We start from the raw sequence: 19,279 nt of genomic DNA, 5'->3' as shown, positions 1-19,279 counted from the left end.
AACTTTTAACCCAGGCCCAGGCTCGGACCTATGACGGCCCGATCCAGGCTGAGCACTGGGCGTCTGGCCATTAGGATCAAGCACACAAGCGCGTCCACAGGGCGTTAGGGGGAGAAGCTCGATGACTGCTGAAACACAGGCTCCAGAAGATTCCCGATTACCGCTGTCCCAGGCGCTGTTATTGCCCCGGATCGCCATTGAAAGCACCACGCCTGTGATCGACGGCGGCGAGTTTGCCGTGAAAGCCGTGGTCGGGCAGCGCGTCAACGTCACCAGCAAGGTGTTTGCCGACGGCCACGACCAGCTTGCGGTGCTGATCCGCTGGCGCGCCCTGGATGAGCAGAGTTGGCACAGCGTGGTGATGACGGATGTCGGCAACAACGGCTGGGAAGGCGCGTTCACCGTCACGACCCAAGGCCCCCACGAATTTTGCATCGAAGCCTGGATCGATACCTTCGCCAGCTTTTGCTATGAACTGCGCAAGAAGCATGAGGCCGGGGTGCCGGTCAGCCTCGAGTTGCAGGAGGGCCGCAGCCTGGTGCTGCAGGCCGCCGAACGCAGTGACAATGAGCTGCGTGACCGCCTGATGCTGCTGCATCACGAACTCTCCGGCTTGCTGGAAACCGAGCAGGTCGCGCAGTTCCTGCACGAAGACAGTGCACACCTGATGACCCAGGCCGACCATCGCGCCTACCTGAGCATCAGTAAGATCTACCCGATCGACGTGGAGCGCGAGCGGGCTCAATTCGCCAGCTGGTACGAGCTGTTTCCCCGCTCGATCACCGACGACCCGGCGCGTCACGGCACGTTCAACGATGTGCACTCACGCCTGGCGATGATCCAGGAAATGGGCTTTGACGTGCTGTACTTCCCGCCGATCCATCCGATTGGTCGCAGCCACCGCAAGGGTCGGAACAACGCGTTGACGGCAGGCCCCGATGACCCTGGCAGCCCCTACGCGATTGGCAGCGAAGATGGCGGCCACGAGGCGATTCACCCGCAATTGGGCAGCCGCGACGACTTCCGCCGCCTGGTCCAGGCGGCTGCCGAGCATGGGCTGGAGATTGCGCTGGACTTCGCCATCCAGTGCTCCCAGGACCATCCGTGGCTCAAGCAGCACCCGGGCTGGTTCAACTGGCGCCCGGACGGCACGATCAAATATGCCGAGAACCCACCGAAAAAATACCAGGACATCGTTAACGTCGACTTCTATGCCGCCGATGCGATCCCTAGCCTGTGGACCGAGCTGCGCGACATTGTGGTGGGCTGGGTGGAAGAGGGCGTGAAGACCTTTCGCGTGGATAACCCGCACACCAAGCCGCTGCCGTTCTGGCAATGGTTGATCAGCGACGTGCGCGCCCAGTACCCCGAGGTGATCTTCCTGGCTGAAGCGTTCACCACGCCGGCGATGATGGCGCGCCTGGGCAAGGTCGGTTATTCCCAGAGCTATACCTATTTCACATGGCGTAATACCAAGGCCGAGCTGAGCGAATACCTCACGCAGTTGGGTCAATCGCCATGGCGCGAGTGCTATCGGCCGAACTTCTTCGTCAACACGCCGGACATCAACCCCGGCTTTCTGCATGAGTCCGGCCGCCCCGGCTTTTTGATCCGCGCCGCGCTGGCCACCATGGGCTCGGGGCTTTGGGGCATGTATTCGGGCTTTGAGCTGTGTGAAGCCGCGCCGGTGCCGGGCAAGGAAGAGTACCTGGACTCCGAGAAGTACGAGATCCGCCCACGGGACTTCACCGCGCCCGGCAACATCATCGCCGAGATCGCCCAGCTCAACCGCATCCGTCGCCAGAACCCGGCATTGCATACGCACTTGGGTTTGAAACTTTACAACGCCTGGAACGACAACATCCTGTACTTCGGCAAGCGCACTGAGGAGGGCGACAACTTCATCCTGGTGGCGGTCAACCTTGACCCCTACAATGCCCAGGAAGCGCACTTCGAACTGCCGTTGTGGGAGCTGGGCCTGCCGGACGACGCCCAGACCCAGGGCGAAGACCTGATGAGCGGCCATCGCTGGACCTGGTATGGCAAGACCCAGTGGACGCGGCTTGAACCGCATATGCCGTTCGGCATCTGGCGCATCAGCGTTGCTTGAGTCCTGTGGGATCCGGCCTGCACAAATAGCCTATTCAGGAGTTTCCAATGGCGAAGAGACCCAGTTCCGCGACGTTCATCAAAGACCCACTGTGGTACAAGGACGCGGTGATCTACCAGGTTCACGTCAAATCCTTTTTCGACGCCAATAACGACGGCATCGGCGACTTTGCCGGGCTGATCGACAAGCTTGACTACATTGCCGAGCTGGGCGTCAACACGATCTGGCTGCTGCCGTTCTACCCCTCGCCACGCCGCGACGATGGCTACGATATCGCCGAGTACCAAGGCGTGCACAGTGACTACGGCACCCTGGCCGACGCCAAGCGTTTTATCGCTCAAGCGCATCAACGCGGGTTGCGGGTCATCACCGAGCTGGTGATCAACCACACCTCCGACCAGCATCCCTGGTTCCAGCGTGCGCGCAAGGCCAAGCCGGGTTCGGCGGCGCGGGATTTCTACGTATGGTCCGATGACGACCAGAAATACGATGGCACCCGGATTATTTTCCTCGACACCGAAAAGTCCAACTGGACCTGGGACCCGGTAGCAGGCCAGTATTTCTGGCACCGTTTTTACTCCCATCAGCCCGACCTGAACTTCGATAACCCGCAAGTCATGAAGGCGGTGCTGTCGGTGATGCGGTACTGGCTCGACATGGGTATCGATGGCTTGCGCTTGGATGCCATTCCCTACCTGATCGAGCGCGATGGCACCAACAATGAGAACCTCCCCGAAACCCACGCGGTGCTCAAGCAGATCCGTGCGGAAATCGACGCCCATTACCCTGACCGCATGCTGCTGGCGGAGGCCAACCAGTGGCCGGAAGACACGCAGCTTTACTTCGGCGAACAAACGGGCGATGACGGCGATGAATGCCATATGGCCTTTCACTTCCCACTGATGCCGCGCATGTACATGGCACTGGCCCAGGAAGACCGTTTCCCCATCACCGATATTCTGCGCCAGACCCCGGAGATCCCCGCCAATTGCCAATGGGCGATTTTCCTGCGCAATCATGATGAGCTGACCCTGGAAATGGTCACCGACAAAGAGCGTGACTACCTGTGGAATTACTACGCGGCCGACCGTCGTGCACGGATCAACCTGGGGATCCGTCGGCGCCTGGCGCCGCTGATGGAGCGCGACCGCCGCCGGATCGAGTTGCTCAACAGCCTGCTGCTGTCGATGCCCGGCACGCCGACCCTGTATTACGGCGACGAAATTGGTATGGGTGACAATATCTACCTCGGCGACCGCGACGGGGTGCGTACGCCCATGCAGTGGTCCATCGACCGTAACGGCGGGTTCTCGCGTGCCGACCCGGCCAGCCTGGTGTTGCCGCCGATCATGGACCCGCAATACGGCTACCTCTCGGTCAACGTCGAAACCCAGACCCAAGACCCGCATTCATTGCTGAACTGGACCCGGCGCATGTTGGCGGTGCGCAAGCAGTCCAAGGCGTTCGGCCGGGGCAGCTTGAAAATGCTCTCGCCGAGCAACCGCCGCATTCTGGCCTACACCCGTGAATACACGGGGGAAGACGGGCGTACCGAAATCATCCTGTGTGTGGCCAACGTGTCACGCAGCGCCCAGGCCGCCGAGCTGGACCTGTCGGCGTTCGCCGGCATGGTGCCGGTGGAGATGCTCGGGGGCAACGCGTTCCCGCCCATCGGCCAACTGCATTTCCTGCTGACCTTGGCGCCCTATGGTTTCTATTGGTTCGTGCTGGCGTCGCAGAACCAGATGCCCAGCTGGCATGTGGAACCTGCGCAAAGCATGCCCGACTTCACCACCCTGGTACTGAAAAAGCGCATGGAAGAATTACTCGAAGAACCGTGTCGCACCACCCTGGAACAGACCGCGTTGCCGACCTGGTTGCCCAAGCGGCGTTGGTTTGCCGGCAAGGACGCGACCATCGACCGTGTGCATATTGCCTATGGCGTACGTTTCGGCGATCCCGCGCACCCTGTACTCCTCAGCGAAATTGACGTGACCAGTGGCGGCCAGGTCAGCCGTTACCAGTTGCCGTTCGGCTTCTTGCCCGAAGACCAGTTCACCAGCGCCTTGCCCCAGCAACTGGCCATGGCCCGCGTACGCCGGGCGCGTCAGGTTGGGCTGGTGACCGACGCGTTCAGCCTTGAGCACTTTGTGCGCGCCGTGATCCAGGGGTTGCAGGCCGGTTCGGTGCTGAATACCGCAGAAGGCGATCTGCGGTTCGAAGCCACCGAGCATCTGGGCAGCCTGGGGCTGACGGAGAGCGCCGAGGTGCGCTATCTCTCGGCCGAGCAGTCCAACAGCTCGGTGGTGGTGGGTGAACACCTGGTGCTCAAGCTGATCCGCAAGGTCAGCAGCGGCGTGCACCCGGAACTGGAGATGAGTGCTTACCTGACGGCCGCCAACTACCCCAATATCTCGCCGCTGTTGGGCTCGGTGATCCGCCGCGATAGCCAAGGCCAGGACAACCTGTTGATGATCGCCCAAGGCTATTTGAGTAACCAGGGCGATGCCTGGGCCTGGACGCAAAACAACCTGGAGCGGGCGCTTCGCGATGAGCTGGCTCAGGCCGTGTCCGAACAGGAGCAGCATTACAACGCCCTCGGCGAACTCAAGGACTTCGCCGGTTTGCTGGGGCAACGCCTGGGTGAAATGCACCAGGTACTGGCCAAGCCGACCGCCAACCAAGACTTCAAGCCTGAAGCCACCACGCTCAAGCACACCCAGGCCTGGGCCAAGGATGTCGGCGCACAAATCGAGCGTGCGCTGCAATTGCTCAAGCTTCATCAACACCAGTTGAACCCCGCCGACCAGGCGTTGGTCAGTGAACTGCTGGCGCAGAAAAAGGCCATCGCCGGGCATGTCCAGGCGCTGGCGAAAGCCACGGCGGGCGGGCTGCGGATTCGCGTGCATGGCGATTTGCATCTGGGCCAGGTGCTGGTGGTCAAGGGGGATGCGTTCCTGATCGATTTTGAAGGGGAACCCGCGCGGCCGTTGCATGAACGGCGTGGCAAGCACAGCCCCTACAAAGATGTGAGCGGCGTGTTGCGCTCCTTTGATTACGCGGCGGCGATGGCCCTGAGTGTGCAGGGGCAAGGCGTGGATAACTCGCCTGAAGCCGAGCAGGCGCGCAAACGCGTGACCGATCGCTACCTCAAGGAGGCGAGGCAAGCGTTCACCGAGGCTTATCAGGTGGCGACGTCTACACTGGCGCATGACTGGCAGGATGCCGGTGGCCAGGATGCAGCGCTGACGTTGTTCAGCCTGGAGAAGGCCGCGTACGAAGTAGCCTACGAAGCGGAAAACCGCCCGAGCTGGTTGCCGGTGCCCTTGCAGGGGTTACACAGCTTGCTCAATGGGCTTGTACCTATATCGAAAAATGCACGCGGTGGAGAGATGATGTCATGAGTTATACGCACAAAGAACCGCTGCAGCCCAAGTTGACTGCAATGCCGGCGTCCAGGGACGTCGAAGCGCTGGTGCGCGCCGAGCACCCGGACCCGTTCTCGATCCTGGGACCGCACGATGACGAGCAAGGGGGTCAATTTATCCGCGCATTTTTGCCGCAGGCCCTGAGTGTCCAGGTACTGAGCCGTGATAGCGGCGAGCCGATCGGCAGCCTGGATCAGACCCAGGTGCCGGGGCTGTTTGTCGGGCAGTTCGGCACCCGCCAGGCCTACCTGCTGAAAATCCACTGGGCCGGTGGTGAACAGATCACCGAAGACCCCTACAGTTTCAGCCAGTTGCTCCTCGGGGAAATGGACCTGTACCTGTTTGCCGAAGGCAATCATCGTGACCTGGGCAGTTGCCTGGGCGCCCAGGTCACCACGGTCGATGGTGTGCAGGGCGTGCGTTTTGCCGTGTGGGCACCGAATGCCCGGCGCGTATCGGTGGTGGGCGATTTCAACATCTGGGACGGCCGCCGCCACCCGATGCGCCTGCGCCATCCCTCGGGCGTATGGGAAATCTTTATTCCACGCCTGCAACCGGGCGCGGCGTACAAGTTCGAGATACTCGGCGCCCACGGGATTCTGCCACTCAAGGCCGACCCCATGGCCCTGGCCACCCAGCTGCCGCCGGACACGGCATCCAAAGTCGCCGCCCCCTTGCAGGTGGACTGGCAGGACCAGGCGTGGATGCAGTCACGCAGCGAACGGCAGAAGAGCAGCGCCCCGTTGTCGATCTACGAACTGCATGTGGGCTCCTGGCAATGCGAGCTGGACGAGGCGGGCGAAGTAGCCCGCCAATACGGCTGGCGTGAACTGGCCGAGCGGTTGATTCCCTATGTACAGTCACTGGGCTTCACCCATGTCGAGTTGATGCCGATCATGGAGCATCCGTTCGGCGGCTCCTGGGGCTATCAGGCGTTGTCGCAGTTCGCACCGAGCGCCCGATTCGGTTCGCCGGAGGATTTCGGCTATTTCGTCAATGCCCTGCACCAGGCGGATATCGGGGTGATCCTGGATTGGGTGCCGGCGCATTTTCCTACCGATACACATGGCTTGGCGCAATTCGACGGCACGGCGCTGTACGAATACGCCAACCCCCTGGAAGGCTTCCACCAGGACTGGGACACCCTGATCTACAACCTGGGGCGTACCGAGGTCCATGGCTTCATGCTGGCTTCGGCCTTGCACTGGCTCAAGCACTTTCACGTCGATGGGCTGCGAGTGGATGCGGTGGCGTCGATGCTGTACCGCGACTATTCCCGCAAGGCCGGCGAATGGGTGCCCAACCGCCATGGCGGTCGGGAGAACCTGGAAGCCATCGACTTCCTGCGCCACTTGAACGATGTGGTCGCACTGGAGGCGCCAGGGGCGCTGGTGATCGCCGAGGAGTCCACCGCCTGGCCAGGCGTCAGCCAGCCCACCCAACAGGGCGGCCTGGGTTTCAGCTACAAATGGAACATGGGCTGGATGCACGATTCGCTGCATTACATCCAGCAAGACCCGGTGTACCGTGCCCACCATCACAACGAACTGAGTTTCGGCCTGGTGTATGCCTGGTCCGAGCGCTTTATCCTGCCGATCTCCCACGACGAAGTGGTGCACGGCAAACACTCGCTGATCGACAAGATGCCCGGCGATCGCTGGCAGAAGTTCGCCAACCTGCGGGCCTACCTGAGTTTCATGTGGATGCACCCGGGCAAGAAACTGCTGTTCATGGGCTGCGAGTTCGGCCAGTGGCGCGAGTGGAACCACGACCAGCAACTGGACTGGTACTTGTTGCAGTACGCCGAGCACAAAGGTGTGCAGAAACTGGTGGGTGACCTGAACCGCCTGTACCGCGAGGAGCCGGCGCTGCACGAACAGGACGATGTACCCCAGGGCTTCCAGTGGCTGATCGGCGACGACGCGGTCAACAGCGTCTATGCCTGGCTGCGCTGGAGCAAGGAGGGCCGGCCGGTCCTGGTAGTGGCTAACTTCACCCCGGTGCCGCGCGAAGCTTACAGCGTTGGCGTACCGTTTGCCGGGCGTTGGAGCGAGGTGATCAACAGTGACGCCGACACCTACGCCGGCTCCAACTACGGCAATGGGGGCACCGTGTTCACCCAGGAAGAACCGCGCCATGGGCAACCGGTGTCGCTGTCGCTGAATTTGCCGCCGCTGGGGGTGTTGATTTTGCGTCCTGAAGGGCTTTGAGGGCTCTGGCATCGGAGAGACGGTTGTCCCAGCTGCTGGCCGGATGCCACAATGCTGGCTCTATCATGGCAATCGAAGCAGGCTGACTTCATGAGCAACCTTGGGCATGGGCTGGACCCGGATTGCGTGATCGAAGAGCAGGTGCGAACGGACCGTTTGCACCAGCTGTTTCGCCAATCGTTCGCCGCGATCTTCGGCAGTTTCCTCGGCGCCGCCATGCTCTGCTGGCTGTGTTGGGACCGCTTCAACCACCAGGTCATGCTGATCTGGCTGGTGGCGTTGTCGGTGTCGTCACTGTTGCGCCTGAAAATGTTCATGGACTGGTTTCGTTGCCCTGATATCGACCGTACGCCCGCACGCTGGGAACGACGTTATGCGGTCACGTTGATGTTGTCGGCCGGGATCTGGGGCATGGGCGCGTTGGCGGTCATGCCCCCCGATGACCGTGTGTCCCAGGTGCTGGTGATGTTGTTTACGGTGGGCATGTCGGTCAGTGCGGTTTCGTGTTATTCGGCCTATCGCTACATGACCCTGGGCGCCATGGCCCTGGTGTTATTGCCATGTACGCTGTGGTTGCTGTTTCAGCCGACCCTGATGCAAGTGGGGGTGGCGATCGCAGTGCTGGTGTTTTCAACCTTCGTGGTCAGCGCGACGCGTAAATTTTCCGATGCCCTGGAAAAGGCCTTTCGCCTGACCCGGCAAATGGAACGCGCCCATAACGCCTCCACACGGGCCGCCCAGACTGATGAACTGACCGGGCTGATGAATCGCCGTGCGTTCTTCGAACACGCGCAGCAGCGGTATGCGCAATGTCGCGATAACCAGCAGCCGGTGTGCGCATTGATGATGGACATGGACCATTTCAAGAGCGTCAACGACACCTACGGCCACCAGGCTGGTGATCACGTGCTGCGGCAGATTGGTGGGGTGATCAGTGCATCGTTGCGCCATTCGGATGTGTATGGTCGCCTCGGCGGCGAAGAGTTTGCGGTGTTGCTGCCCAATACGTCGCTGGAAACCGCGCGCGATATCGCCGAGCAATTGGTCAAGACGATTTCCGGCCTGACGGTCGAGCCGGTGCAGGGCCTGACGGCCAGTCTCGGCGTGGCCCTTGTACGCAGCCCCGATCAGGATCTGCACAGCTTGATGAACAGCGCAGACAAGGCGCTGTATCGCGCCAAGGCCATGGGGCGTAACCAAGTGGCTGTGGCGGAGTGGGGCGTGGCGGAGTAGGGCTCAGTCCCGGCGCATCGATTTGGCCAGCGTCCATGCCACCTGATCGGCGGAATAGGGCTTGGCCAGGAATTCGAAGCCCTCATAGCCACTGTCGGCCAGCTCTTCGCTGTAGCCTGAGGTGAGCACCACCGGCAAGTCCGGCCGTCGCTGGCGCAGCAGCTTGGCCATGGCCACGCCGGTCATGCCGGGCATCACCACATCCGAAAAGATGCCGTCGAAGGCCATCGCGTCCTCACCCGCCAGCGCCAGTGCCTGTTCGGCATCGGTAGCCCAGGTGGTCCGGTAGCCCAGGTCCTGGAGGATCTGGTTGGCGAAACGGCCGACTTCGAGGTTGTCTTCGACGATCAGGATATGCCCCATGGCCATGTCCCGCAGTGGGCTGTGTGCCGGGTCCGGCGCCGTGTGCTGGGCGACCGGCGCTTCCACCTCGGGCAGGTAGAGGGTAAACACCGTGCCTTGGCCCAGGGTGCTGGCCACGTCGATGTTACCGCCGGACTGCTTGGCAAACCCGAACACCTGGGACAGGCCCAGCCCGGTGCCTTTGCCGACGGCCTTGGTGGTAAAGAACGGTTCGAAAATACGCTCGAACGTCTCACGCGGGATGCCCGTGCCCGTGTCGGTGAGGGACACCGTCACGAACGGCTGTTGGACTGGGGCATCGCCACGGATGCGCGGCAGCGCTGAGACGCACGCGACGCGCAGGGTCAGGGTGCCTTGGCCACCCATGGCATCGCGTGCGTTGAGGGCAATGTTGATCAGCGCAGTCTCGAACTGGCTGGCGTCGACACACACATGGCAGGGACGCGCAGGCACTTCGACCTGCACATGAATGCGTGAACCGGTGACGCTTTCGAGCATCTCGCCGATATTTTGCACGCGTCGGCTCAGGTCGAAGGCTTCCGGGTTCAGCGGCTGGCGGCGGGCGAACGCAAGCAACTGGCTGGTGAGCTTGCTGGCTCGCTCGACGGTGTCGGAGACGGCGCCGAGGTAGCGCCGGCGGCGTTCCTCGGACAGCCCTGGCTGGCGCAGAAAGTCCACGGACGAGCGAATGATCGTCAGCAAATTGTTGAAGTCGTGAGCCACACCACCGGTCAATTGGCCGATGGCTTCGAGCTTTTGCGATTGGTGCAGCGCGGCTTCAGCCTGGGTGAGTGCGAGGGTGCGCTCTTGCACCCGTTGTTCCAGGGTGGCGTTCAGTTCGGTGATGGCCGCCAACCCTTCGCGCACGGCAGCGTCGGCGCGTACGCGCTCGATATGTGCCCAGCAGCGTTCGGTGACTTCACCCACCAGCGCCAGGTCATACGGCGACCAGACGCGCTGGGTTTTGTGATGCACCGCCATCAGGGCCGTCAGGCGACCCTCCTTGATCAGCGGGAAGCACACCGTCGCTGTGGCGCCCAGGGCCTGGTAGCGGGCCGACTCCTCGGGCGTGAACTCTATCCTGTTGTCGCGAATCACCAGGGGTTCGCCCGAGTGCAGTTTGCGTACTGCGCGTGCCCCAAACGAGGCCAGGCGATAGCGCCCGACAATGCTGGGCGAACCGGGCGCGGCCCAGTTGCCGCGAATGGTGAAACCGTCTTCATCAGCATCCATATCGGCATAGGCGCAATTGGAGACCTGCAAGTGCTCGGCCAGCAGGCGCGTGGTGATGCTCATGATCGCCTGCGCGTCGGTGGCGCCGGCCACGGCATTGCCGATGGCATCCAGCGCGGCGAGGCGGCGGGCGAGGAAGACGGTGGTGGTGGTTTCGGTGACGGTGTCGAGCAGGCCCACGACCTTGCCTTGGGAGTCGCGGATCGGGCTGTAGCAAAAGGTGAAATACGCCTGCTCAGGGCCGGCGCCACGCTCGATCACCAGGGGATAGTTTTCGATGTAGGTGGCATGGCCTTGATAGGCCGCGTCGGCGATCGGGCTGATTTCGTGCCAGGCCTCTTGCCATATCTCACTGAACGAGCGTCCGAGGGCAAACGGCTTGTCGCCCAGAATCGGCACAAAGGCGTCATTGTACAGCGTCGTCAGGGACGGCCCCCAGACGATGGCCTGCGGGAAGCTTGAAGCAAAGCACAGCGCGACCGTGGTCTTGAGCACGTCCGGCCATTGCTCCAGTGGCCCCAGCGGAGTACTGGCCCAATCATGGCGGCGCACCTGCTCGGCCATGTCGCTGCTGCTTTGCAGCCAATTCATCATTGCACTAACACCTTGTTTGCCACGTACTGTCGATGCCTGAAAGGCAGCCTGACAAGCAACAGACCGGAATCAACGCGGCCAGTTCAGCGCGATTATCCAGGAGATGGCAATTTGATGTCGTCTTTATTTGAGTCGACACCCGCCCAGCATGCCGGGCGGGTGTGCCGCTACTGTTGTGCGCCGAAATCCGCCGTCCAGTAGATCCCCGCATCACTCTTCGGGTCCATGGCGTAGGCCGCACCCAGCTCGCGGAATTGCGGGTTCATCAGGTTCGCGCAATGCCCTGGGCTGGCGAGCCAACCGTCTACCACCTTGCGTGGCGTATCGAGGCCGGCGGCGATGTTTTCGCCGATGTTCTTCGCGCTGTACCCGGCCAGCTCGGCCCGATCGCCCGGAGTGCGGCCGTCGTGGTCCAGGTGGTCGAAGAAGTTGCCGTTGGCCATGTTGCGGGTATGGCTGTTGGCGGCCCCCGCGAGGTCGTCATTCCACGTCAGTGGCGTGGTCGCGTTGAAGGCCTGGGTGCCGCACTGGCGCGCCTGGGCGCGGGCGGCATTGATCAGGTTGAGCAGTTGCTTGCCTTCGGTCGACCAGTCACCCAGGCCGCTGGTCAGCAGCGGTCGGGCCAGCACGATGCGCCAGTCCTGGCCGCTGTTGCTCACGCCGATGTCGACGAATTGCGGGTCCAGCACTACGCGGCAGAAGCTCTCGCGCACGGCTTTCATCGCCGCTTGCGCATCCTTGGGCCCGGACAGGCTGATGGCTTGCACGTTGACCATCGGATACGCCGCCCGCGCCAGCGATTGCTGCAAATCGCCGACATTGGTCGCCGGCAGTACCAGCCGTGTGTCGCTGGTCAGCGGCGGCAGTTCCTGGGAACCCTGGTCACCACAGCGTTGCACCTGGCTGCGGTACTGGTTGATCTGTTGTACCAACTGACTTTCTTCATTCGCCATCGCGCTGGCGCAGAACACCGTAGTGGCGGCCAGCGTCGTCAGGCCCATCATCAATGACAGAACGCGCATGGACGTTACCCTTGAGCTTGAAAGTGCCCATGATGCGCGATCCGGGTGCATCCATGCACCCATTGATCTGAACTTTTTGCCTCAGTTCTTGAATGTCGAGTGTTTGCGACCCTGGTCGCACAAGGCGAACACCACTACCAGCAACGCCGAAACAGCGAGGATGATCACCACGCCATCGGTGGAGTGGGTGGCCGACGCCGCCACCATTGACAGCGCACCCAAGGGTGCCAGGCCGCCGGCGATGGCGGTGCCGATTTCACGTCCGGTGCCGAAGCCCGAGGAGCGCGTCTGGGTCGGGAACTGGCGGCTCAGGAACGAGCCCTGTGGGGCAAACATCATCGGTGCGAGAATGCCGGTGCCAACGCCGATGGCGAGGTAGATCATCAGGCTTTCGCCACTGTTGAGCAGGGCCAGGAACGGGTAGGCGAACAGCAGCGAAAACACCCCGCCGAGCATCAGTACGGTCTTGCTGCTCCACTGGTCGCACAGCCAGCCGAAGCAGGGCACCGCGACGATGGCGATCAGGCTGGCGATCGTCACCGACAATGAGGTGACATGCACATCGACACCTTTGAACTGGGTCAGGTAGGCCAGGGAGAAGGTCTTGAAGATGTAGCTCAGGGCGTTATAGCCAACGGCCACAAAGAACACCACCGCCAGCCCCTTCAGGTCGTTCTTGAACAAGGCCTTGAGCGGCGAAGCCTTGACCTTGGCGGCCTCTTGGCTCAGTTCCTTGAACTGCGGGGTTTCCGGAATGCTGTTACGCACCCACAGGCCGATCCCCACCAGCACGATGCTGCACACGAACGGAATGCGCCAGCCTCCGGCCAGCAGGAACTCATTGCCGTTCATGGTGAGCAAGTACACGGTGAGTGACGACAGCAACAGGCCCAGGTTCAGGCCCAGCGCCGGCCACGCCCCCTGGCTGCCGCGTTTGCCTTGGGAGGCGTGTTCATAGGACGTCACTGCGGCACCCGACAGCTCGGCACCGGCGCCCAGGCCTTGAATGATGCGGATAAACACCAGCACGATCGGCGCCCAGATACCGATGGAGGCGTAACTGGGGATCAGGCCGATCAGTGTGGTACACACGCCCATCAGGCAGAAGGTCAGCACCAGCACTTGCTTGCGGCCGAACTTGTCGCCCAGGTAACCAAACAGGATGCCGCCGAACGGGCGGGCGATAAAACCGATGGCAAAGGTGGAGAACGCCATCAGCGAAGCGGTCTTCGGGTCGCTGTTATCGAAGAAAATCTTCGAGAACACAATAGCCGCCATGGTGGCGTACAGGTAGAAGTCATACCACTCCAGCATGGAGCCGAAGATGGTCGCGGCGGCGACTTTGCGCAGGCGTTTGCGGGTTTGCTCGGGCGTTTCGTGGGTGGCGATAGAGACGGGGGCCGTCATGCTGTACTTCCTTCTGAGTCTTTATAGTTATTGTCAAATGGACGCGTATTGCCGGGTGTTACTGGGGAGTGAACAGGCGGTCGGCGATCATTGCGCCGATGGGCATGGCTGACGTGGCGGCCGGCGAGGGCGCGTTGCAGACGTGCAGCATTCGTGGGGTTTGGGCGAACAGGAAGTCGTGCACCAGGCTACCGTCGCGCATCACCGCCTGGGCGCGAATACCGGCTTCGCAGGGCAACAGGTCGTCGAGGGTCAGCGATGGGCAGTATTTGCGGCACTGCTCCAGATAGCCGGACTTGAACAGTGAGTTCTTCATCTCGGTGGTGCCCGAGCCGAGGTTTTGCCAGAGGGTTTTCCAGAAACCGGGGAAACTGGCGTACTGCGCCACGTCGCGCCAGTTCACCGAGAACTTGCGGTAGTTCTCGCGGCCCAGGCCCAGCACCGCGTTCGGGCCGACGGTCACGCTGCCGTCGATCATGCGGGTCAGGTGCACGCCGAGAAACGGCAACTCCGGGTCAGGAATCGGGTAGATCAGATGGTTGACGAGGGTGTTTTTCGACGCGGGCAGGCGGAAGTACTCGCCACGGAACGGGATGATCTGGTGATTGATCGCTACCCCGGCCAGGGTGGCCAGACGGTCCGACTGCAAGCCGGCGCAGACCACCAGGTGCCGAGCCTGCCAGGTTTCGCCGAGGGTGCTGACGCTGACTTTGTCGGTGTCCTCGTGGATCGCGGTGACGGTGCGTTCCAGGCAGATCTCGCCGCCGCCGCGACGGATCACTTGGGCCATGGTTTCGCAAACCTGGCGGTAGTCGACGATGCCCGTGGCGTCGAGAAACAGCGCGCCCAGGCCGACGATGTTCGGTTCACGCTGACGCAACTGGTCGGCGTCCAGGCGTTCGACATGCATGCCGTTGAGCTGGGCGCGGGCGTACAGCGCTTCCATCCGCTGCATTTCCAGGGGGCTTGAGGCCACCAGCATCTTGCCGCACACCTCGAACTTGATGCCGTGCTCGGTGCAGAACTGTTTGGTAGCTGCGGCGCCGCGCTTGCACAGGTCTGCCTTGAGGCTGCCCGGTGCGTAGTAGATGCCGGCGTGGATGACACCACTGTTGTGACCGGTCTGGTGCCTGGCCAGCACCGGTTCTTTTTCCAGGATCACCACCGAAGCGCCCGGTTGGCGCTTGAGCAGCTCCATCGCGGTGGCCAGGCCGACGATGCCGCCACCGATAATGCAAAAGTCGTGAATCATTGCGTGAAATACCTACCGTTATACATTTTGGTCTGCTTATCAGGTTGTCAGACTAATGTTTTTGTTAAAAAAAGGGCTTGTCCAGGACACGCTATTCATAGGATCAGGCGGTAGTCGGCAGTTCCAGGCTCAGGCGCCGGGCTGCGGCTCGCAAATGCGCCTCGGCACTGGCGGCGGCGCGTTGCGCATCACCGTCGACAATCGCCTGGTAGAGCCGTTGGTGTTCCTGCGTCGCATCAGCGGAGCCGGTGGCAAAACGCGACGCCGAGTTTTCCCAGGCGGTTTTGCGGGCGCTGGCCAACTGGCTACGCAGGAAATCGTGAAAGGCCACGAAGTAGTCATTTTTACTGGCGTCGGCAATGGCGCGATGGAACTCCACATCGGCGATGGCGGCGGCTTCGAAGTTATCGCGGTTGTCCTGCATGGCCTGCAAGGCGCCTTTCATGCGCTGCAGGTCAGCCTCATCGCGGCGCCGGGCAGCGATTGAAGCGGCTTGGGTTTCGATCCACAGACGCACCTCGAACATTTGCGCCAGGTCTGGACGGCGGCCATCTTGCTGCGGAAAACGGAACACTGTACCGGCCGGCGTCTGTGAAATGAACGAACCCAGGCCCCTTCGTGCGGTGATGACGCCATCGGCCTTGAGCTGTGCGATGGCTTCGCGCACCACGGAACGGCTGACGTTGAGCTGCTCGGCCAGTTGCTGCTCTGTGGGCATGCGGGACTCCGGCGGCAGTCGGCCGGAATCGATTTCTGCGCGAATGGCGCTGACAACCCGTACGACCAGCGAGTCGGGGCGTTGGAGCTCAAGCATGGGACAGCCTTGTTGATCAGGTTGTCAGACAATAGTCGTTACGATTTTATCTTGTCAATATTTGTGTCGTATTACGACCGCCAACAGGATCAGCCCCAGCGCGACGCTGAAGGTCGCATGCAGGCCGTTGGCGACCGATTGTGCGGGGGCATTCGTAACATCCGGCGTGGCCCAGGCAAACACTGCGCCGAGGGCCGAAGTGCCGATAATCAGGCCCAGGTTGCGCGACAGGTTCAGCAGGCCCGAGACCGTGCCTCGGTGGGTCGCGTGCACGTCGCTCATCACCGCGGTGTTGTTGGCCGCCTGGAACAGGCTGTAGCCGCAGGTCAAAACCACCAGTGCCGTCAGGTACGCCGGCAGGCCGCTGGCGCATGACAACAGCAGGGCGCCACAGAACAACAAGCCCAGGCCGGCAAGGGTCATGCGGCGGCTGCCGAAGTGGTCGGTGAGACGGCCCGCCGGTACGCCGGCGCAGGCCGCCACGCAGGGGCCAACGGCCATGGCCAGGCCCATCCAGGTCGCATTGAGCCCCAGGCCACGGGACAGATAAAACGGGCCGACGACAAAGGTCGCCATGATCACGGCGGCAATCAGTGCACTCATCGCCAGGCCGGCGCGCAACGGCCCGTCTGCCAGCGCGACACGCCAGCCCAGGCCGGTGGCATTCGATCTGCGTAGCCGATCAGTCGGCAGGTAGCGATAGGCGAGGGTGGTGGCCAGCAAGCCCAATGGCAGGCCGACCAGAAACAGCGCCCGCCAACCCCACAGGCTGAGCAGTACTCCGCCGATGCTCGGACCCAGGGCGGTACCCAGCGCCGACATTGTGCCGAGCAACCCCATGACACGGCCCGTGTGCGCTTTGGTGACGGTGTCGCCGACCAGCGCCAAGGTCATTGCCATCATGCTCGCCGCCCCCAGCCCCTGCAGTCCCCGTGCGACCACCAGCCATGGCAGCGACGGCGCGGCCGCACACAACCCGCAGGCCAGTGCAAACAGCAGCAGCCCGATCAGCAATAAGCGCCGGCGCCCCACGCGATCACCCAGGCTGCCGGCCGCCACAATCACCGCCGTGATTGCCAGCAGATACACCAGTACCACCCACTGCACGGCATGAAATGACGTCTCGAACACCTGCGCCAACGAGGGTAAGCCGACATTGGCAATGCTGGTGCCGAGCGAGGCCAGCAACATGGACAAACACAGGCTCCAAAGAGCGCCTCGGGAGGAGGTCTGCATGGACGATTCCTTGAATGAATGCGGATGTCACCAATCTACGACCTCGTTTAACATGGCGGAAGACGCATGGTTTGCAGTTAATACGTGCGTTTAACGCCTTGTCAGGAGTGCCGATGCCCGATCTCAATCTGCTGATTACCCTGGACGTCTTGTTGAGCGAAGGCAGCGTCGCCGGTGCCGCCAAGCGCCTGGGCTTGAGCCCGTCGGCCATGAGCCGGGCACTGGCGCGTCTGCGCGAAACCACCGGCGACCCGTTGCTGGTCCGCGCCGGTCGCCGACTGGTGCCCACGCCACGTGCCCAGGCATTGCGCGAACAGGTCGGACTCCTGGTGCAGCAGGCCCAAGGCGTGCTGCGCCCCGCACAATCCCTGGATATGCGACGCGTGACGCGCAGCTTTACCCTGCGCACCAGCGAGGAGTTCGTCGAAAGCTTCGGCCCTGCGCTGCTCGCGCGCATCGGCCGGGACGCGCCGGGCGTGCGGCTGCGCTTCATCAATAAAACCGACAAACACACGGACTGGCTCCGCGACGGCAGTGTCGACCTGGAAACCGGCGTGGTCGACGCCGGCGCCGGCCCCGAGGTGCTGACCCAGGCGCTGTTTCGCGACCGGTTGATCGGGGTGGTGCGCAGCGGCCATGCGCTGAGCCAGGGTGAAATCAGCGCTGCGCGTTTTGCCGAAGGCGGCCACGTGTATGTCTCGCGGCGCGGCCAGGACCGTGGCCAGATTGACGATGCCCTTGAAGCGCAGGGCTTGAGCCGGCAGATCTGCACGGTTGTGGCGGGGTTCTCCACCGCTGTCGCCCTGGCCCGCGCCAGCGATCTGATCGCCAGCGTGCCCGAACGCTACACGGCCAATCAGCCCGAGGGGCTGTTCCGGTTTACCTTGCCGGTTGCGCTACCGCCTTTCACCGTGGCGATGCTCTGGCACCCACGTCAGGACGCCGACCTGGCCCATCGCTGGCTGCGCGGCTGTTTGCGTGAGGTGTGCCTGCAACAGGTACAATCGCCGTTGCCTTGACGCGAAACCCCAGGAATTTGCATGTTCAGCCTTACCCGTTACACCACGCCGTGCCCCGAAGCCATCAATGGCCAGATCCTGCAGATGGTGGTGGACAACCTCACCGACATCAGCAGTGTCGCGTTGCCGCCGAGCAACTTGCTCTACAACATCTACCAATACGCCATCGGTTTTGAGGTGCACCTGTACCTGGAGGCCTTGGATGGGGCAAAGGGCATCGCCGTCGAACTGGTCGTGGCGATGGAGGAGGAACAGGTGGTGGGCTTTTGCCTCTATCTGCCGGTGAAGGATGATCCGCACGCCTGCGGTATTGCCTTCATGGCCGTGCAAGCCGGGTATCGGCGCCAGGGAATCGCGCGGGCGATGCTGCAGGACGTACTCGCACGCTATCCCCATGCCGAGCTGGCGTGCGCCGTGGAAAAGGTCGCGACCTTCGAGGCCATGGGGTTTCAAGTGCGTGGTGCGCGTGGCACGCAGGTGCTGATGAACACTCGCGACTATGGCACCGACGGCCTGATGGGCGTGCTGGATGTCGCGGCCATCTACCGCTCGTTGGAAGTGCGGCAGATTCACACCTACCTGCTGCAAAAACACGGCAAGCGCGCCATGGTCGATGCCGAGAAGCAGCGCGATCGCCATCTGGATCAATTGGCGCGCAAGGTGCAGTTGTTTCTACAGGCTCGCGGCTGAAACACGCGCCCTTGCGGCAGATGTACGTTTAACTGCGATTGACCATCGCGAGGATCGTCGCCAGCAGTTCCTGTTGCGCCTCTTCACGGCTGAGTTCGCCGCTGGCGGCGGCCTGGGACAGGGCTTCCGCTGCCCCCAGCATGGCCCGCAGCCCGGCTTGGGAAACCTGCCTGCCAGGGGCAAATGGCGACAGCGCCTCACGGCATTTATCGAGGAAGATCGCCTCGTATCGTCGCTTGAGCGCCTCCAGTTCCGGCGAGCTGCTGAGTGCGGCGATCACCCCGGGAATCTCCCGGCCCTGCAGTAACACGCAATCGACGTAACACGCGGCGATCACCCCGGCCCGATCTTCCAGGGTGGCCGCGCTGGCTTCGATGGCCTCGGCAAAGAGCTGATTCTGCCGCCCGTCAAAATCTTCATACAGCGCAGCCAACAACCCCGCCCGCGTGACGAAATGGTCATACACCACCGGCTTGGTGACACCTGCCAGTTCCGCCAGGCGGCCCAGCGTGAGCGCGTCGGTGCCTTCTTCACGCACCAGTTGCCAGGCCACTTCGAGCAATTGGCGAAAACGATCTTCGCGAGACAAGCGTCGACGTGGGGCAGGGGATTCATGACTTGACATGCTTATATACCAAACGTAACTTACTGGAGGTAACTTACTAAAA

At 62.4% G+C, this 19,279-nt stretch carries 13 protein-coding genes; 6 read left to right on the top strand and 7 right to left on the bottom strand.

The features are described 5' to 3' along the window. Window positions 1-121 precede the first annotated feature (121 nt). Genes ACQRBT_RS23850 through ACQRBT_RS23835 form a run of 4 tightly spaced genes read left to right on the top strand, consistent with a single transcriptional unit; the run spans window position 122 to window position 8,981 of the window. Window positions 122-2,110, top strand: coding sequence for an alpha-1,4-glucan--maltose-1-phosphate maltosyltransferase (locus ACQRBT_RS23850; protein WP_412046840.1), 1,989 nt, complete (start codon window positions 122-124; stop codon window positions 2,108-2,110). Window positions 2,111-2,157: 47 nt separating this feature from the next. After that, entirely contained in the window at window positions 2,158-5,514 is a 3,357-nt protein-coding gene (gene treS, locus ACQRBT_RS23845; protein WP_412046841.1) for a maltose alpha-D-glucosyltransferase, read from the top strand. Further along, complete coding sequence (glgB, locus tag ACQRBT_RS23840) at window positions 5,511-7,748, top strand: 1,4-alpha-glucan branching protein GlgB (RefSeq protein ID WP_412046842.1); 2,238 nt, start codon at window positions 5,511-5,513, stop codon at window positions 7,746-7,748. Before treS ends, glgB begins: the two co-directional genes overlap by 4 nt. Window positions 7,749-7,799: 51 nt before the next feature. Continuing rightward, window positions 7,800-8,981, top strand: a complete 1,182-nt coding sequence (locus ACQRBT_RS23835; RefSeq protein ID WP_104993508.1) for a GGDEF domain-containing protein — start codon at window positions 7,800-7,802, stop codon at window positions 8,979-8,981. A gap of 3 nt (window positions 8,982-8,984) precedes the next feature. Here ACQRBT_RS23835 and ACQRBT_RS23830 read toward each other — a convergent pair whose 3' ends face one another. The 6 genes from ACQRBT_RS23830 to ACQRBT_RS23805 form a co-directional block, all read right to left on the bottom strand. Continuing rightward, window positions 8,985-11,171 carry a GAF domain-containing protein gene (locus tag ACQRBT_RS23830; protein ID WP_412046843.1) on the bottom strand — a complete coding sequence of 729 codons (2,187 nt, stop codon included), beginning with the start codon at window positions 11,169-11,171 and terminating at the stop codon, window positions 8,985-8,987. A 167-nt stretch (window positions 11,172-11,338) separates the two neighbouring features. After that, the gene (locus ACQRBT_RS23825; RefSeq protein ID WP_060757033.1) at window positions 11,339-12,193 is read right to left on the bottom strand and encodes a CAP domain-containing protein; all 855 of its coding nucleotides are present in this window, start codon (window positions 12,191-12,193) and stop codon (window positions 11,339-11,341) included. Between the two features lie 81 nt (window positions 12,194-12,274). Then, on the bottom strand, window positions 12,275-13,600 hold the full coding sequence (locus ACQRBT_RS23820; protein WP_060757032.1) for an MFS transporter: 1,326 nt from the start codon (window positions 13,598-13,600) through the stop codon (window positions 12,275-12,277). Between the two features lie 58 nt (window positions 13,601-13,658). Further along, window positions 13,659-14,852, bottom strand: coding sequence for an L-2-hydroxyglutarate oxidase (gene lhgO, locus ACQRBT_RS23815; RefSeq protein ID WP_060757031.1), 1,194 nt, complete (start codon window positions 14,850-14,852; stop codon window positions 13,659-13,661). 103 nt (window positions 14,853-14,955) lie between these two features. Continuing rightward, a complete protein-coding gene (locus ACQRBT_RS23810; RefSeq protein ID WP_060757030.1) occupies window positions 14,956-15,666 on the bottom strand; it encodes a FadR/GntR family transcriptional regulator in 711 nt (236 codons plus the stop codon). A gap of 54 nt (window positions 15,667-15,720) precedes the next feature. After that, window positions 15,721-16,902: an MFS transporter gene (locus tag ACQRBT_RS23805; protein ID WP_412046844.1), complete on the bottom strand. Its 1,182-nt coding sequence runs from the start codon at window positions 16,900-16,902 to the stop codon at window positions 15,721-15,723. Window positions 16,903-17,015: 113 nt separating this feature from the next. Here ACQRBT_RS23805 and ACQRBT_RS23800 point away from each other — a divergent pair, with 113 nt between their 5' ends. After that, a complete protein-coding gene (locus ACQRBT_RS23800; protein WP_412046845.1) occupies window positions 17,016-17,921 on the top strand; it encodes a LysR family transcriptional regulator in 906 nt (301 codons plus the stop codon). 21 nt (window positions 17,922-17,942) lie between these two features. Continuing rightward, a complete protein-coding gene (locus ACQRBT_RS23795) occupies window positions 17,943-18,611 on the top strand; it encodes a GNAT family N-acetyltransferase (RefSeq protein WP_198761677.1) in 669 nt (222 codons plus the stop codon). 28 nt (window positions 18,612-18,639) lie between these two features. On the opposite strand, the gene ACQRBT_RS23790 is transcribed toward ACQRBT_RS23795, so the two are convergent. Next, on the bottom strand, window positions 18,640-19,236 hold the full coding sequence (locus tag ACQRBT_RS23790) for a TetR/AcrR family transcriptional regulator (protein WP_104993515.1): 597 nt from the start codon (window positions 19,234-19,236) through the stop codon (window positions 18,640-18,642). Between the last annotated feature and the right edge of the window lie 43 nt (window positions 19,237-19,279).

This window comes from Pseudomonas sp. R19M (assembly GCF_050312585.1).
GTDB lineage: Bacteria > Pseudomonadota > Gammaproteobacteria > Pseudomonadales > Pseudomonadaceae > Aquipseudomonas > Aquipseudomonas palleroniana.
This window is presented reverse-complemented; position numbering and strand designations above follow the sequence as displayed.

Coding starts and splice junctions, on each gene's coding strand:
- ACQRBT_RS23790 (WP_104993515.1), bottom strand. CDS start 19,236: ATGTCAAGTCATGAATCCCCTGCCCCACGTCGACGCTTGTCTCGCGAA.
- treS (WP_412046841.1), top strand. CDS start 2,158: ATGGCGAAGAGACCCAGTTCCGCGACGTTCATCAAAGACCCACTGTGG.
- ACQRBT_RS23825 (WP_060757033.1), bottom strand. CDS start 12,193: ATGCGCGTTCTGTCATTGATGATGGGCCTGACGACGCTGGCCGCCACT.
- ACQRBT_RS23850 (WP_412046840.1), top strand. CDS start 122: ATGACTGCTGAAACACAGGCTCCAGAAGATTCCCGATTACCGCTGTCC.
- lhgO (WP_060757031.1), bottom strand. CDS start 14,852: ATGATTCACGACTTTTGCATTATCGGTGGCGGCATCGTCGGCCTGGCC.
- ACQRBT_RS23820 (WP_060757032.1), bottom strand. CDS start 13,600: ATGACGGCCCCCGTCTCTATCGCCACCCACGAAACGCCCGAGCAAACC.
- ACQRBT_RS23830 (WP_412046843.1), bottom strand. CDS start 11,171: ATGATGAATTGGCTGCAAAGCAGCAGCGACATGGCCGAGCAGGTGCGC.
- glgB (WP_412046842.1), top strand. CDS start 5,511: ATGAGTTATACGCACAAAGAACCGCTGCAGCCCAAGTTGACTGCAATG.
- ACQRBT_RS23805 (WP_412046844.1), bottom strand. CDS start 16,902: ATGCAGACCTCCTCCCGAGGCGCTCTTTGGAGCCTGTGTTTGTCCATG.
- ACQRBT_RS23800 (WP_412046845.1), top strand. CDS start 17,016: ATGCCCGATCTCAATCTGCTGATTACCCTGGACGTCTTGTTGAGCGAA.
- ACQRBT_RS23835 (WP_104993508.1), top strand. CDS start 7,800: ATGCTGGCTCTATCATGGCAATCGAAGCAGGCTGACTTCATGAGCAAC.
- ACQRBT_RS23810 (WP_060757030.1), bottom strand. CDS start 15,666: ATGCTTGAGCTCCAACGCCCCGACTCGCTGGTCGTACGGGTTGTCAGC.
- ACQRBT_RS23795 (WP_198761677.1), top strand. CDS start 17,943: ATGTTCAGCCTTACCCGTTACACCACGCCGTGCCCCGAAGCCATCAAT.